General features: G+C 64.6%; 11 protein-coding genes. 5 read left to right on the top strand and 6 right to left on the bottom strand.

From position 1 onward, the window contains the following. Positions 1–81 precede the first annotated feature (81 nt). Both ACP26O_RS02160 and ACP26O_RS02155 read right to left on the bottom strand, forming a co-directional pair. Positions 82–1,110: a transporter gene (locus ACP26O_RS02160; RefSeq protein WP_175666043.1), complete on the bottom strand. Its 1,029-nt coding sequence runs from the start codon at positions 1,108–1,110 to the stop codon at positions 82–84. 213 nt (positions 1,111–1,323) lie between these two features. Beyond that, entirely contained in the window at positions 1,324–2,277 is a 954-nt protein-coding gene (locus tag ACP26O_RS02155) for a phage tail protein (RefSeq protein WP_175665986.1), read from the bottom strand. 121 nt (positions 2,278–2,398) lie between these two features. Between ACP26O_RS02155 and ACP26O_RS02150 the strand changes: the two genes are divergently transcribed. The 5 genes from ACP26O_RS02150 to ACP26O_RS02130 all read left to right on the top strand — a co-directional run bounded on the left by ACP26O_RS02150 (position 2,399) and on the right by ACP26O_RS02130 (position 10,159). Beyond that, complete coding sequence (locus ACP26O_RS02150) at positions 2,399–3,244, top strand: M15 family metallopeptidase (protein WP_041491077.1); 846 nt, start codon at positions 2,399–2,401, stop codon at positions 3,242–3,244. 301 nt (positions 3,245–3,545) lie between these two features. Then, a complete protein-coding gene (gene tssM, locus ACP26O_RS02145) occupies positions 3,546–7,487 on the top strand; it encodes a type VI secretion system membrane subunit TssM (protein WP_165750795.1) in 3,942 nt (1,313 codons plus the stop codon). Then, positions 7,484–8,473 (top strand): type VI secretion system-associated protein TagF, encoded by a 990-nt coding sequence (tagF, locus tag ACP26O_RS02140; RefSeq protein WP_006755789.1) that lies wholly within the window; start codon positions 7,484–7,486, stop codon positions 8,471–8,473. The genes tssM and tagF overlap by 4 nt, the downstream gene beginning before the upstream one ends. A gap of 4 nt (positions 8,474–8,477) precedes the next feature. Further along, on the top strand, positions 8,478–9,446 hold the full coding sequence (locus ACP26O_RS02135; protein WP_175665987.1) for an OmpA family protein: 969 nt from the start codon (positions 8,478–8,480) through the stop codon (positions 9,444–9,446). Positions 9,447–9,583: 137 nt separating this feature from the next. Beyond that, positions 9,584–10,159 (top strand): hypothetical protein, encoded by a 576-nt coding sequence (locus tag ACP26O_RS02130; protein WP_175665988.1) that lies wholly within the window; start codon positions 9,584–9,586, stop codon positions 10,157–10,159. A gap of 186 nt (positions 10,160–10,345) precedes the next feature. On the opposite strand, the gene ACP26O_RS02125 is transcribed toward ACP26O_RS02130, so the two are convergent. From ACP26O_RS02125 to tssA, 4 genes are all read right to left on the bottom strand, one after another. Further along, positions 10,346–11,140, bottom strand: coding sequence for a hypothetical protein (locus ACP26O_RS02125; RefSeq protein WP_175665989.1), 795 nt, complete (start codon positions 11,138–11,140; stop codon positions 10,346–10,348). Beyond that, on the bottom strand, positions 11,137–12,624 hold the full coding sequence (locus ACP26O_RS02120; protein WP_175665990.1) for a hypothetical protein: 1,488 nt from the start codon (positions 12,622–12,624) through the stop codon (positions 11,137–11,139). Before ACP26O_RS02120 ends, ACP26O_RS02125 begins: the two co-directional genes overlap by 4 nt. 2 nt (positions 12,625–12,626) lie before the next feature. Then, positions 12,627–15,308, bottom strand: a complete 2,682-nt coding sequence (locus ACP26O_RS02115) for a type VI secretion system Vgr family protein (protein ID WP_175665991.1) — start codon at positions 15,306–15,308, stop codon at positions 12,627–12,629. 78 nt (positions 15,309–15,386) lie between these two features. Beyond that, positions 15,387–16,508: a type VI secretion system protein TssA gene (gene tssA / locus ACP26O_RS02110; protein ID WP_175665992.1), complete on the bottom strand. Its 1,122-nt coding sequence runs from the start codon at positions 16,506–16,508 to the stop codon at positions 15,387–15,389. Between the last annotated feature and the right edge of the window lie 28 nt (positions 16,509–16,536).

Below are 16,536 nucleotides of genomic sequence, written 5' to 3'. Positions count from 1 at the left end.
TCAAGTCCTCACGTCCTTCGGCAGGCCCCGCATGCGGGGCCTGTTTTTTTGTCGGGTCCGCTCGCGCCGCACCGGCAACGGCTAGCGATCGTCGCGCCGACGAAACGCCCACCATGCGGCGAGCGCGGTAAAGCCCGCGACGAGCAGCACCATCAGCCAGAAGCCGTGCTTGTTCTCGGAGAACGGCACGCCGCCGACGTTCATCCCGAAGAAGCCCGCGACGATGTTGATCGGCAGCGCGACCACGGTGACGAGCGTCAGCGTGAACAGCGTCCGGTTGTTCTGCTCGTCGAGCCGCGAGCCGATCTCTTCCTGCAGCAGCTTGATCCGCTCGTTGAGCCCCGACAGATCGGCGAGCACGAGCGAGAACTCCTCGGTCGATTCGCGCAGCTCCTGCACGTCTTCGGGATGCAGCCACGCGGGCGGTTTCGCGAGCAGCCGGAAGATCGAGCCGGGCTCGGGCGCCAGCATGCGCTGCAGGCGCGTCAACGTGCGGCGCATCGCGCCGAGTTCGACGCGATTCGACGTGAGCCGTTGCGACAGGAAGCGATCCTCGATGCGATCGACGTCGACGCTCGTGCGCCGCATGATCTGGATCAGCAGGTCGGCCTGGTCGTGCAGCAGGTGCACGAGCAGCTCGACCGGCGACCGGAACCGCTCGCCGTCGCGCACGCCCGCGCGCAGCGTGTCGACCGAGCGCAGCGGCTTGAGGCGCGCGGTGACCATGATGCGCCGTTCGACGTGGACGAACAGCGTCGCGATTTCCGACGGCGTCAGTTCGAGATTGAACATCACGTCGTTGACGATCGCGCGCAGTGCGCCGTCCTCCTGCTCGATGCGCGTCGAGCGCGACCCTTCGTGCAGGAATTCGAAGAAGCTGTCGGGCAATCCGAGGTGCGTGCGCATCCAGCGCTCGCTCGCGCCGTGCGCGAGATTGAAGTGCAGCCAGACGAAATCGTCCGATGCGCTCGCATCGCGCTCGCGGCACGTGCGCAGCCATGCAGCGGCCGCTTCGGCGTCGAGCATCACGCCCGCTCCGCCCGGGACGAAGCGGAATCCGCATACCATGCCGGACGTATCGGCACCGTAAGTCTGTACGATCAGGTCCATCGTGTCGAAGGTCGTGCGGCGCGCGCCGCGCCGCGCATCGCGCATCGCGGCGCCACGCCGGGAAATGAAACGAAACGTATGCCCGACGGATGTGACGTTCTCGTGACACTGTCACATACGCCCCGTCCCGGCCTCGTCAGCCTATCCCAAAAAGCAATGCGCCGCCCGTTGGGCGGCGCATGTGCGATAAGCGAGCCGGCGCGAAGCCTTGGATTACTGCCGCGGCTCCGACTGCGCGGCGGTAGGGCAGGCCGGATCCTTGCCCCAATGGCCGTCGCAGACGCGCCAGCGGCACAGCTGATCCTCGAAGAAGCCGCGCTCCGAGCAATCCTTCACGCGCGATGCGAGCGAACCGCCCGTCGTGGCGGCGGCCTTGTTCGGCACGGCCTGCCCCTTCTGTGCGGCGGCCTTCTTGTCGGCCGGCTTCGTGCGTGCGACGAGCGCGGCGAGCAGATCCGCATCCGGGTCGTCCTTGCCGGACGCCTTCGCGCTCGCGGTACGGGTCGTCGCTTCGCGACGCTTCTTCGCCTGCGCGAGTTCAGCCTGCTGTTCCTTGTGATGCTTGCGGGCATCCGCCTTCGTTTCGGCCTTGCCGCGTGCGGCGACCTTGTCGCCCTTCGCGGTGTCGGCCTTCGCCGTTTTCGTCGCTGCTGCTGCGGCGGCGGCCGTCGTGGCGGCGGCGCCTGCCGTGGCTGCGCCCGACGCATCGTCGGCACCGCTCGCGAGCGCGCGCGACAAGCGGCTGCTGTCCGCGCCCGACGCAGAGGATGCGGACGCAACGGTCTGGGACGCGGCATCGTCATTGACGATCGTCGCGGGTTGCGCGGCGGGCGCGGCCGACGCTGCATTCTGCGCGACCTGCGCGGCGGCACCGCTGGCCGTCTCGGCCTTCGCCGGTGCCGGCACGGGCGCGGCGGCCACGACGGCCTGCTCGCCCGATTGCTGCTGCCAGCGCCACGCGCCCCAGCCGCCGACGGCGACCACGAGCGCGACGACGGCCGCGATCGGCCCCTTCAGCGAACGGCGCGGGGCCTCGGCTGGCGGCGTGACACGTCCTTCCAGATTCGCGAGAATGCGCGATTGCTGCGGCCCACCCCCGCCTGCCGGTTTGGTATCGGACAGCAGGCTGGGCGGGGTTTTCGAATTTGAATTTTCCGGCGCACTCATTCAGCGTCTCATTGAATCCTGGTTTAATTCACCGCGATAATATAGCCCGGCCTCTCAAGGCAGCCTGATTCTAAGAGCAAGCATTGCAAAACACAATCAATTCCAATTTCCGGGGATTTCCTTGATTGCCGTCGCACTCGTCGCCTATTTCGCCCTCGCCGTCGCGGTCGCGGCCCTGTTGCTTTTACCGGGTATCCGGGCGACCGTTTTCGAATCCGTGGCCCAGTTTCACGGCCGCATGACGCGCCGCGCGAACGATCGCGCCGCACGCACGCGCAGTCAAATTGTTAAATCGGCAACCGCGACGCGCGGCGCATTAAGTGGCGTGCAAAATTTACTGGTTCGGCGGCGCTTGATGATTATGGTGTCGGCAGGTATTCTTGCGACGCCGCCATTGGTGGCCATTGCGTTACGCGGTCGGCAATTATTTCAGTACGACGACACGGCGCGCGTGCCCGACGAGAAGATCGCCGCGCTGTTGCAGGGCGAACAACTCGTGCCGCCGCCGCCGTTGCCGCCGGAAGTCTTTGCCACGAAGGAAGTCGAACAGGTGCGGCCGGCGCTGAAGGATGCGAGCCGCGACTGGAACCTGCTGGATCCCGATTTCCGTACGCGTTTGCTGCTGGTCTACAAGATCATGCACGAACAATATGGTTACGAGATGGCGCTGCTGGAAGGTTATCGGAGTCCGGAACGGCAGAACCGGCTCGCGCAGATGGGCACCAACGTGACCAATGCGGCGGCCTTCCAGAGTTACCACCAGTTCGGGCTCGCGACGGACAACGCGTTCCTGCGCGACGGCAAGCTGGTCATTTCCGAGAAAGATCCGTGGGCGATGCGCGGCTACCAGTTGTACGGCCAGGTTGCCGAGCAGGTCGGACTGACCTGGGGCGGCCGATGGAAGATGATGGATCTCGGGCACGTGGAATACCATAAACCCGGTTTTAAACTGGGACGCGGCAGCTAGTCACGGCTGCCGAACAAGAAATAATGAGGGCGGCATGGGGCTTTTTAATCACCCGGCAGGAAACGATTTGGGCGGCGCAATCGATCGGGCATTCCGGTGCGCGATTTTTTCAGGCCGCCGCATCCGTTTTAATTCTCACAGCGTCCTTTCGTTATTGCGCGCGCCTTCTCCGATGCCGCGGGCGCATTGATGCCAGCCCCCTTCATCCCGTTTGACAGCATGGCGACACATCGCAGCGCCACCCTTGCCGCTCGGCGCGCCTGCGTCGCCTCACTGAATCGCACCGGAACCTGAACGTCCTATGCAACGCATCCTCAACGTGCTGACTCATCCGCGTACGCTCTCGATTGTCGGGATCGTCGCGCTAGCGGCGATTCTCTTCATCGTCGCCGACATGCTGCAGCTGCCGCTCCTGTGGGCGGCGCTCGCCTTCGCGGCGATCCTCGTGCTGTGGCTCGGCGTCGCGTTGTGGCGCCGCTGGCGCGTGAAGCGCGCGAACCAGCAACTCGGCCAGGTGCTGGAGGAGCAGGCGGAAACCGGCAAGATCGCCGCGCCGGCCGCGGCCGCGCTTGCGCCCGACTCGAAGACAGCCGACCTCGACGTGCTGCGCACGCGCCTGTCCGACGCGGTGAAGACGATCAAGACGTCGAAGATCGGTCAGGTGTCGGGCGGCTCCGCGCTGTACGAACTGCCGTGGTACATCGTGATCGGCAACCCGGCCGCGGGCAAGAGCAGCGCCGTGCTGAACTCCGGCCTGCAGTTTCCGTTCGCGGACAAGAACAGCGCCGTGATCCACGGCATCGGCGGCACGCGCAACTGCGACTGGTTCTTCACGACCGAGGGGATCCTGCTCGACACGGCCGGCCGCTACTCGGTGCACGAGGAAGACCGCAGCGAATGGCTCGGCTTCCTCGGCCTGCTGAAACGCTACCGTCCGAAGGCGCCGATCAACGGCATCATCGTCACCGCGAGCATCGCCGAACTCACCGGCAACCGCCCCGAATTTGCGATCAACCTCGCGAAAAACCTCCGTCAGCGCGTTCAGGAGCTGACCGAAAAGCTCGAGGTGTTCGCGCCGGTCTACGTGATGTTCACGAAGGCCGACCTGATCACCGGCTTCACCGAATTCTTCAGCAGCAGCGACAAGCACGAGTACGACCGCGTGTGGGGCGCCACCCTGCCCTACGAGCCGGACGAGAAGCGTGACGTCGTCGCGCTGTTCGACGAGCGCTTCGAGGAGCTGTACGAAGGGCTGAAGGAAATCAGCGTCGCGCAGCTGTCGCTGTCGCGCGGCAACCAGCTGTCGCCGGGTCAGCTGAGCTTCCCGCTCGAATTCTCGACGATCAAGCCGTCGCTGCGCGCGTTCCTCGCGACGCTGTTCGAGAACAACCCGTTCCAGTACAAGCCGATCTTCCGCGGCTTCTACTTCACCAGCGCGCTGCAGGAAGGCGAAACCAACAGCGCCGCCGCGCAGCGCATCGCGCACCGCTTCGGCCTCGACGCGAACGCGCTGCCGAAACCGCACAGCGCGTTCTCGAAGAACGGCTTCTTCCTGCGCGACCTGTTCTCGAAGGTGATCTTCGCGGACCGCCAGACCGTGCGGCAGTTCGCTAGCCCGACCAAGACCCGGCTGCGCTACGCGACCTTCTTCGGCTTCGTCGCGGCCCTCGCGCTCGCACTCGGCGGCTGGACCTGGTCGACGATCGGCAACCAGCAGCTCGTCGCGAACGTGCAGGCCGATCTCGACAACGTCACGCGCCTTCAGCAGGGCCGCAACGACCTGCAGTCGCGCCTGCAGGCGATGGACATCCTCGAAGACCGGATCGAACAGCTCGAGCAGTTCCGCCGCGACAAGCCGGTATCGGTGTCGCTCGGCCTGTACCAGGGCGACCGTCTCGAGCAGCATCTGCTGACCGAGTACTACAACGGCGTGCGCCAGATCCTGCTCGCGCCGGTCTCGCAGAACCTCGCGTCGTTCATGAAGGACGTGAACGCGCACCCCGAACAGCTCGTGCCGATGACGCGCCCGCCCGAATCGGGTGCGGTGCAGGGCGGCGCGGTGCCGGTCTCGACGAACCCGCCGGGCGCCGCACCGCCGGCCGGCGCCGCGCAAGGCGCCTCCGCCGCGACGGCCGCCGCGCCGCAACAGCCGGCTGCGCCGCAGGGCGGGCTGTACAGCGACGCGTCGCCGACCAACGTGCAGGACGCGTACAACGCGCTGAAGACCTACTTGATGCTGTCCGACAAGCGTCATGTCGAACAGGCGCACCTGACCGACCAGCTCGCCCGCTTCTGGCGCGGCTGGCTCGAGACGAATCGCGGCAACATGCCGCGCGACGAGATGATCAAGAGCGCCGAGCGCATGATCTCGTTCTATCTGTCGCGCGTGACCGACGACGACTGGCCGATGATCGACGCGAACCTCGCGCTCGTCGACCAGACCCGCGAGAACCTGCGCCGCGTCGTGCGCGGCATGCCGGCCCGCCAGCGCGTCTACGAGGAAATCAAGGCCCGCGCGTCGACCCGCTTCGCGCCGATGACCATCGCGCGCATCGTCGGCGACGGCAACCAGGGGCTGGTCGCCGGCAGCTACGCGATTCCGGGGACGTTCACGCGTGAAGCCTGGTTCGACTACGTGCAGCCGGCGATCCGCGACGCGGCGACCAAGGAGCTGCAGGCGAAGGACTGGGTGCTGAACACGTCGACGCAGGACGACCTGACGCTGGAAGGCAGCCCCGAGCAGATCCAGAAGACCCTCGTCGGGATGTACAAGACCGAATACGCGCAGCACTGGCAGAAGTTCATGCAGGGCATCGCGGTGCAGGGCTTCAGCAGCTTCGGCCAGGCCGTCGACGGGATGAACCGCCTCGGCGACCCGCAGGATTCGCCGATCCGCAAGATCCTCGAGACCGCGTACGACCAGACGTCGTGGGACAACCCGTCGCTCGCGAACGTGACGATCAAGAAGGCGCAGACGGGTGTCGTGAACTGGGTCAAGCAACTGTTCACGCGCTCGCAGGCCGGCCAGATGGCGGCCGCGAACATCGACATCAACGGCAATCCGGCCGAGGTGCCGATGGGTCCGATCGGCCAGGAGTTCATCGGGCTCGCGCGGATCGTCGCGACGCACGACGGCACGTCGATGCTCAAGGGCTACATGGATTCGCTGTCGAAGGTGCGCACGCGCTTCAACGTGATCAAGAACCAGGGCGACCCCGGCCCCGGCGCGCGCCAGCTGATGCAGCAGACGCTCGACGGCAACGGCTCGGAACTCGCCGATTCGCTGAAGTTCGTCGACGAGCAGATGCTGACCGGCCTCACCGATTCGCAACGCAAGTCGCTGCGACCGCTGCTGGTACGCCCGCTGATGCAGGCGTTCTCGGTGGTGATCCAGCCGGCCAGCGCCGAAGTCAACAAGGTGTGGAACGCGCAGGTCTACCAGCCGTTCCAGAGCTCGCTCGCGACGAAGTACCCGTTCGCCGCGAATGCGAAGGTCGAGGCCGGCGCAGGCGAAATCGCGCAGGTGTTCGGCCCGGACGGTGCGATCGCCAAGTTCGTCGGCACGACGCTGGGCCCGCTCGCGGTGCGACGCGGCGACACGCTCGCGGCCCGCACGTGGGGCGACATGGGCATCGGCCTCACGCCTGACTTCACGAACGGCTTCGCGCGCTGGGTCGCTCCGCTCGCCGGCGGCGCCGCAGGCGGCGCGGCCGCGGCGGCCGAACCGCAGACCGTGTTCCAGATCCTGCCGCAGCCGAGCACGGGCACGACGGAATACACGATCGCGATCGACGGCCAGCAACTGCGCTACCGCAACACGCCGCCGCAGTGGACCAATTTCGTGTGGCCGAACCCGCAGGGTTCGCCGGGCGCGACGCTGTCCGCGACGACCTTCGACGGCCGCACGGTGCAGCTCGTCAACGAGCCGGGCCGCTACGGTCTCGAGAAGCTGATCAACTCCGCGCAGCGCAAGCGCCGTCCGGACGGCACCTTCGACCTCACGTGGATCCAGGGCAGCGTGAACGTGTCGGTGACGATGCGCATCATCAGCACGTCGCAGCCGACGGGCGGCGGCGGCGACCAGCCGCAGCAGCAGAGCCTGCGCGGCCTGCAGCTGCCGTCGTCGGTCGCCGACGCGAGCGCGGGCGCGGCACAGAACGCGACGCAGGCCGGCAACGGCGCGCCGGCCGCGGCACCGGCCGTCACGGCCGCCACCGCAACGAATGCACAGGGGGCGCAATGACGCAAACCGTTCAGGCGCAGATCGCCTACTTCGGCAAGATTCCGTCGCGCGGCGACTTCGTGAAGAGCCCGCACAATCCGCAGTTGCTGCAGACGCTCGATCGCTGGATCGCGCAGGCGCTCGAACTGCTCGCGGAAGATCCGCGCTGGAAGATCGTCTACGAGGATGCGAAGCCGATGCATTTCGCGTTCCTCGGCTCGCGCAGCAAGCTCGCCATCGCCGGCCACATGGTCGCGAGCCACGATGTGTCGATGCGCCGCTTCCCGTTCCTCGGCGCGACCGCGCTGGAAGTCGACCGGCCGCTCGCGTTCCTCGCGCGCAGCCCGCTCGCGTTCGCGCGGCTGTGGTCGCGCGTCGCCGCGCAGATCCCGCCGCTGCTGGCCAAGGAGGAGCCGCCCGGCGCGCTGCAGGCGCTCGGCGACACGCAGGTGCCGATCGACGTCGGCGGCCCCGGCACGTCGCATGACGGCACCTTCAACGACTTCATCGAACACCAGTCGCTGTACGGCCTGCAGCAGATGCTGCTCGAAAGCGGCCATCCGGTCCGGCTGCGCGGCGCGATGCTCGCGCTCGGCTCGCTGTTGCGGCCCGTGATGCAGAGCGGTTCGTCGCACATCGAGCGCGGCCTCACGCTGCCGCTGCCGGTCGATCCGTTCTATCGCAGCCTCGTCGCCGCGTTCTGGCTCGAACTGATCGCACCGTTCGTCGCGCAGGCCGACTTCGAGCTCGCGATCTTCATCGGCTCGATCGCCGAGCGCGAGCGATTGATCATCGGCTTCAACGGTGCGTCTTCGAAGACGCTGCTGAGCGTCGTCGACCCGCAGACCTACGCCGCCCACAACATCGACATCGACGATCCCGAGTGGATCGACGCCCATGCGCAAAACGATCACCAGATCAGCAAGCTCGTCAGCTACCTCGACCAACCGCAACTCTCGCTGCGCGTCGCCATCGACGCATTCCGCGAAGCGTTCATCGGAGGCTGACCGGATGCAACGCACGATTCACATCCGCCGCGCGCGCTTGTCGCACTTCTCGCGCTTCTCGCCCTTCGTGGCCGCCCTCGTCGCCGCCGGCTTCATCGGCAGCGGCGCGGCCTACGCGCAGAACACGGGCGGCGCGACCGTCACGCCGGTCGGCAACGGCACGGTCGCGACCGCCGCCCTGCCCGCGAATTCCAACCCCGCCGCCGCACCGGCCGCGGGGTCCGGCACGGTCGTGCACGGCACGGCCGGCACGATCGCGCCGCCGCCCGCGAACGCGACGCCCGGCCAGGTGGTGGCCGGCGGCAAGGTGCCCGACGAGGCGACCAAGGCCGCCGTGCTGCAGAAGCTGCGCGACACCTACGGCGCGGCGAACGTGGTCGACCAGATCGAGGTCGGCGACGTCGCGACGCCGCCGAACTGGAGCGCGAACGTGCAGAAACTGCTCGGCGCGCAGCTCAAGCAGATCAGCAAGGGGCAACTGAAGATCAACGGCACGCAGATCGAGGTGAAGGGCGAGGTGCATAACGAAGCGCAGCGCCAGCAGCTCGCGAGCGACATGGCGAACACGCTGAACCCGACGTATACGATCAAGAACGGGCTGCGCGTGTCGGCGTCCGAGCAGGGGCTGCTCGATCAGACACTCGCGAACCGCACGATCGAGTTCGAGACGGGCAGCGCGACGCTCACGCCGCAAGGCAGGCAGATTCTCGATCAGATGGCGGCCGCGTTGTCGAAGTTGCAGAACCGCACGGTCGACATCATCGGCCACACCGACAACTCGGGGAACCGGACGTCGAACATCGCGCTGAGCCAGGCGCGCGCGGATGCGGTGAAGGGGTATCTGATCACGAAGAGCATCCCGCCGCAGCAGATGACGACGACGGGGGTCGGCCCGGATCAGCCTATTGCGCCGAATGATACGGCGGAGGGACGGGCGAGGAATCGACGGATCGAGTTTCGGGTGGGGCAGTAAGCGGCGATTCCGCGACATGGCGAGCCGGGGGCACGATACCGGCAGACTCGTTCCGCGGATTGCGCACGCCCATCTACTCCGCTGTATCAACGCGCCGGTCGCCGGGCCGACCGACTACTGAATCCAGCCATATTCCAGTGAAATACGCACTGCGCTGCTTGCGGTCGGCCATTCTTCTGGTCGTCGGTGGGTTCTTCGTGCTGGCGGGTGCAGCTGCCACGATCAATTCGGCCATCCTCGTTCGCGCTCGTGCGTGGCCTCACGTCCCCGCCGTTGTCGAGCGATGTGAGGTGTCGCTGCGATATGGCAAATCCAGTGTGACATGGGAGGCGCGCGCCCTCTTCCGCTATGGCGCGGGGCAGATGCAGCAGTACGAGACGACGTGGCAGCCTGCCGGGTCGCCGGTGTACTCGCGTTCGGCCGCCTCGAACATCAGCCACGAACAGCTTGTTGCGTTCACGAAGACGTACTGCAACGCGGCCGCGAACGACGGCCTGCGCGTTTCGTCGATGTTTCCGGGTATTGCGCGGCGCAACGAAGCGGTGGTGGGCGGGGCGTGGGTACGGGAAATCGGATTCGGTCTGTTCGCTCCGGTTGGCGGGTTGATGCTGTGTGCGGTGGGTATTTCGCTGCTGCCGTGGATTGAGGAGCGCAAAAAGCCGTCGATGAATCGGAAAGCGCGGCGTGCACGGAATCGCGTCAGTGGTTCGTGATCGGGGGACGTGCTGACTGGTTTCGGATCACGCTTGGTCGCGCCCGCCCATGTGAGGCCGCCGACCGCCGTAGCGCGTAGCCCGGGCATTCACTGATCGCGTACCTGTTTCAGGTAATCCAGAAAGGTCTTCGTTCGTTGCTCCGTCAAATCGCACGCCACCATCCTGCTCGCGCAATCACCCCCCTTACTGCCCAAGAATTACCCTTTTTCCGGTTTCACGTTCCAGTTTGAGTGGCAGATAAATGTGGAAATATGCCAACCGTACAAAGAAGTGCCCGACGATGAGACAAGAAAATGGAAATCCAATGACCGATAGCATCATGAACAGGATGTGAGGACCACCCGATGCCTCATATAAGCGCCCCGCAAGCATCGCGTATGCAGTACCAGCCGAACCGATCAGTGAAATCAGCCAAATCGGCGGAGCCGGCAGCCAACGCCACGATCTCCGAAACATTGAGACACCACGGTCCAATGTATCGGGAAATATAATCGTGTCCGGCTCGACAACAATCATCCGCCCGACCAACCCTAACTGCTCCGTCGCACGTCGATAATTTTTCCAGGTCACTACTATCGAAGCCACGGTAATACCAATGCAAAACAAAAGCGCGGGCGCACGGATGCTAGCCGGCATCGGAGCAAACCCAAAATAGAACAACCAGTGCGATCCCATGACCATCCAGATGGGCAATGCCCCGAAGAGAGCCGCGATGCCCTCCCAGTACAAGCGCTTCGCGCGACGATTCAATAGATAATGTGCATAGAGGATCGCCGGACAGGTCAACTCTACTGTCAGAGCGATTTGCCATGGAAGATTTGAAGATCGAAATGCTTTGAACGCAATCCAGTAAAGCGCTAGTGGCACAAGACCAAGTACGCCACAAATCATTGCGAGCTTGGCATGATCATCGATTCTCGTTCTGCCTTTCAATTCTGCATCGCCATCATATAAACGCTCTCGCTCGACCTGCCTCACGGAATTGCTCCCATCGGAAAAATCTCCCATTTCGACTGAGAGTAGGTCGCCGGATAATCATTCGCCAACCGCTCCTCCAGAAAAACGCCGACTCCACGAATCATGTTGGCGAGATGATCGCCAATCTTTTGTCCTGCGTCGTCTTTCTGATTAAACGGCGCAGCGACGATATAGCTGAATGTCCATGTAACTATGACGGCCCCCACCGCGATCATCCAAACCGGCGCTGTAATAGCCGCACCCGCAACCATGGCGCCACCTGCGAATACAAATGAAATCGTCGCGGTTGCAGCAACGGTCGCGAGCCACATCTGCGCCACATCGATTCCGATCGTCGCGAGCAGGTTCGCAAAATCCTGCTTCCTTTTACCGTTCTTATCGACCGTTTCGTAGTCCTGCATCCACGCCATTGTGTCCATCGCGATGGCAAACCCCATCGCCCTTCCGGTCATCGTCTTGAGATTGATTGCGGCGTTGGCTGCTTCCCAAGTTGCACGCGTACCCGAGGAGAGAGATCCTGTCCCACCCAATAGCGTCATGACCTGGACGTCTTTTGATCTAGCCCGATATGTAGTCAGAAGAAAACCCAGCAGATCCCTTTCCTTCCTGGATGTCTGGAAGAACATCGTGAATTCGCCGTTCGAGTTGCGGACAATGATGAACACGCGATTCCAGAATCCCTTCAATGGACCATTCGGCCCAAAGGTATCCCATCCATACGCTAGTCCACCTGCAACTTGGGCAGTCAGGAAATTCCTGGAAATTGTGTCTAGTGGATCCCATTTGAACGACTCCGCCCCACTCGCAAAGAACGCGACGAGTTCAGGAGGAACCATCGAGCCACTGGTCTGTTTGATTTTGAACGCATGGACCGTAGGCAATACGTCTCTCGACCGGGTCGCTTTCGCCTCCGAAAAAGGTATCGGTGCCGATGCATATTGTCCAGGGTTGAGCAACCTCGCCCCGGCATCATTGCCCTTGACCGAAGCGCTCCTGGTTGACGGTATCGAGGTCGCAGGATGTTGTGCATCATGCGGCACGCTCCCGATCGAACTCAACTCTTTCGCGAGACTTTGATTATCGTGCAGGATGATCAGCATCGGTGCAGGCTTGTCCTTCGGGTCGTCCGTGCAACCCTTCGTGCAATCAAGCTTGCTGACGGGATAGCGGCCGAGCACCTTTTCACCCTGCTTTAGAACCAGACTCCCCTCGAATGTGCGGCCGAGCCAGATGTGGCACGGCTCCCCATCCTTGAACGTCGTCTTGCCGACATTCACTTTCTGCCTGGTGTCGTAAAAGCGCCCAGTCGGTCGATCAGGGTGCGTCGTGGTGACGGTATACGTCGCACCCGGGTGAAGCTTGATGTCGAATACCACGTCTCGATGCTTGCGCAACAGCACCGTCAATTCCGTCTCGGCCGCGCACTTGACCGGCTCACCCGGCAGATCGATACAAACGTTATGTTGGACAAGAGGCCGAGGCATGTTCACTCTCCCGTTCGTTTAACCTGACTGGCCACGAACTCGTCAAAATCGATGTTCTTCAGTTCCGCCCGGCCTTCCGCGTCGAGCGCGACGCTATGTTCGGTCCCGTCCTCGGTCGCGAACTTGATCGGCTCCCCGTGCGGCACGTTGCCGTCGGCATCCACATAGCGAATCCGCATGTCTGCCTTCTTGCCTTCCGCCTTGAATGTCTTGTGCATACTCGTCGGCCCGCTGAACGCATGCTGTCCGCCCTTCACGTCGATCTTGCCCGGCGCATGAATCTCGATGTTGCCTCCCTTGATCCGGACATACGCGCCGCCTGACGTCAGCAGAATTTCTTCCTTTGCGGCGGCTTCGACCGTTGCCGTCGCCGACAGCACCTTGACGGTCTTCTGCGCGACCATCTCGACGTTGTCCTTCTGCGCCTGTATCTCGACCGCGCCTTTCCCTGCAAAGAGCTTCATGCCCGCATTCTGTGCAAACAGACTGAGCTTCGCCTTGACGCTCGCCACCAGTGATTTGCCGCTGACGAGATGCGTGCTCTGACCGCTGACGACGTTGACGTGTCGGTCCGCTGCCAGATGCACCGACTGCTGCGACGCTACCCCGATCCCCGCCGGGCTGGCGAACAGCATCACCGGCTCCTTGAACGCATTCGCGTTCCCCGTCCCGCCGCCGGCGGTCCGGCCACCGCCCGCCGTCGCGCCCGGCACGCTATTCCGCGTCGCATCGGTGAATTGCTTCAGCGCGTCGTGACCGGTGCCGAGACTCTCCGCCTGGTGCGTCTCGCTGACCTGCGACATCGACTCGATCAGCCCCTCCGCATTGACGAGCTGCTGCTGCGCTTCGCTCACGTCGAGCGGCTGGCTGTTCGCCTGCTTGGGATGCGTCGTCACGTACAAGCCCTGCCCGGCACGCATCGCGCCGTACGCGTCGGTGCGCAGATCGAAGCCCGAGCCGAGATACGCGCCGCGCGTGTTGCCGTTCTGCTCGATCAGATAGCCGAGATGAAGGAGCGAATTCGCGCTGCTGCTGAACAGGCGCGCGCGGTTCTGCCCGGTCGCGTCGTCGAGCACCATCTCGTTGTGCCCCGATCCCGCATACTCCTTCGAGCGGAAACCCGACAGGATCCCGTTGCTATGCCATTGCGGCTTGACGGCCCCGTTGTAGACGCGGTGCATCACGATCGGCCGGTCGCAGTCGCCGCCGATGTAGCCGATCAGCACTTCCTCGCCAACGCGCGGAATATGAACGGCGCCGTAACCGCCACCGGTATCGGACTGCACGACGCGCATCCAGCACGACGCATTCTCGCGCCCTTCGCTCTGCCGGTCCCAGACGAACATGACCTTGATTCGGTTCAGCTCGTCCGTGTAGACCTCCTCGCCCTTCGGGCCGACGACGACGGCCGTCTCGAGCTGCATCGCGGGCTTGCGATGCTCGAAGGGGCTCCGATACGGCACGCTCGCGCGCTGCGCCTCGACCTCGACGAGATAAAACCCGGCGGAGCCGTCGTCATGCCCGACCTCGAACGCAGCCGCATCTGCATGACAGGCCTTCACCCGCGCCAGCTGGTCCTGCAGGCTATGCGGGAAGGTCGCCTCGTGGTCCGAGAGCGGCAGATTGTTCTCGATGTATCGCGTGACGCCGATGGCCGCGAACTCGCGATCGCCGGCCGAATCGCGGTCGTGCTCGGGATGACCGGTCAGCGTGAAGCGTCGGCCGGCATCGATCGCGCGCACGCCGCCCACGCCGAAGAAGCGCTTCGCGCGCGACTCCCACTCCTCGAGACGAATCTTCGACAGATGTTCGCCGCGCGCCTGGCCCGGATACGTATACGCGCCGGTGTATTCGTAGATTTCCGCCTGGCCAGGCAGGTCGCCCTGGCCGGCCTTCGTCGGCAGCATCGTGCCGTTCGGACTACCCGCCGACGACGGCGATTTGTAGTCGAACGTGCGCGTCGTGTGCTGCGTGCTTTGCAACGTCCGCGACGCCGCCCATTGCGTGAAACCGGCAGTTTCGGTGCCCATGCCCGACGGGTCGAACGTGACGGCATTCGGCGACAGCGCGTCGATCGCATGCAAGTCATCAGTGATGACGAGCGTGTGCGCCTTCCCGTCTTCGCTGTGCCGCCAGAAACCGAACAACCCTTCGTCCTCCATCAGCCGGTGCACGAAGTTCCAGTCGGTTTCGCTCTGGCGACAGTATGACCGGGACGGCAACGGCTTCGACAGCGCGAACTGGTATTGGCCCTTGGCCTGCGGATGGCTGTCGAACACATCGGCGAGGATCGCGTCGACGGGCTTGTCCTGCCAGTACCGCATGTCGCTGCGGAACTTGAGGAAGTGCATCCACGACGCGAAGCGCAGCTGGTAACTCGACAGGCCGCCGTCCGCGCCGAGCCGGCGCGCCGTGTGGATATAGCCGTTGATCGGCAGATACGACTTGTCGGCCTGCTGGATCCATAGCGTGATCGGCTGCGCGATCAGCGTCTTGAGCTCGATGTCGCTCGCGGTGGATACCAGATCGAGCACAACGCTGAAGTCGCGGCCGAGCTCGGAGCGCGCCACCGCGCGGCGCGGAACGAGCGCATTGCTCGGCAGCGACGGGATGTCCGTCTTCAGCAGGCGGTCCTGCTGAATCAGGCCGCCGCGAATCGCCTGTGCAAGTTCGGTCACGTTCATGCGTCACCCTTTCTTCTCGTTCATCGCGAGCCTGCCAGCCCGCGCTCTCAGGTCTCGAAGCCGTCGCCCACGACTGCCTCACGACTGCTCATCAGGCCTCACCCCCAGCAGCTCGCGGATATGCGACAGCGACCCGTCGTCCTTCACCACGCTCTCGAGCCACTTGTGCAGCGGCATGTCGGCCCATTCGGCGGCCTTGTCCGCGAGATACGCGACCGGGCTGTGCGGCTCGGTCTGCCGGAAGTAACGCGCGACGGCGCGCAGCTGGTCGACGGCCTGCGCGCGGTTCTGGATGCCGGCAATCATTTGCGTCATCGGAGGACGCGGAGCGGTCTGCGACTGCACATGGGTCTCCTGGATGGGGAACGCGTCGCCGAAGCTCGGCTCGACGCGCTCGGGCTGCGCCTGCGGTGCCGACGGCGCCTGCGGCGCGCTGCCCGTATAGCCCTGCTCGCGCGCAAAGCGCTCGGCGAGCCGGTACACGGTCTCGAACGCGTCGCGCGCCTGCCGGAAGCTCGGCGCCGAATCGCCCGCACGTTCGACGAGCCGCTCCTCGAACGCGTCGAGCGAGAACTCGAACGCCTTCAGATTGGCGAGCAGCGTCGTGTAGAACGCGATCGGCGTCACGCGCCGCGACGCATCGACCTGCTCGACCGACGGTTTGCCGCGCGCGATGTCGTCCGCGTGTTCGGGGTCGCGCTTCACGGCCTGCGCCACATGCTGCGCGACTTCCCAGTCGAGCGTGGTGAACGCGTTCGACGCGCCTTCCGTCACGGGGATGCCGCGCAACAACTCGGCCGTGCGGCCGGACAGCCACGCAACGTTGCCGAGCCGGTATTCGACGTCGTCGCCTTCCGGCAGCGGATGTACGGTGTCCCAATAGTCGCGGCACAGGCCTTCCAGCAGCGCATAGCCTTCGGTGAGGCCGGTGATGCCGTCCTCCAGCGCGAGCGCCTCGGTCAGCCACACGGCGAGCCGCAGGTCCTTGGTGCGCGTGCGCAGCAACTCGCCCGCGTGATCGACGACGAAGCCCCAGTCGGCCTCCTTGATCTCGGTCACCCACTCGCCCTGGTCGAGCGTCGGATCGTCGTAGCGCCGCGCGTCCTGGATCGCGTCGAATTCGTTCGAGAACAGCAGGTCGTCGCCGCTGGGCGACGCATCGCTGATCGGCGTCAGCAACTCGGGAAGATTGATCGGCATGGTTCGGTCAGTTCATCAATGCGTGTTG

Source organism: Burkholderia sp. R-40, from assembly GCF_049942845.1.
Taxonomy (GTDB): Bacteria; Pseudomonadota; Gammaproteobacteria; order Burkholderiales; family Burkholderiaceae; genus Burkholderia; species Burkholderia ambifaria.
This window is presented reverse-complemented; position numbering and strand designations above follow the sequence as displayed.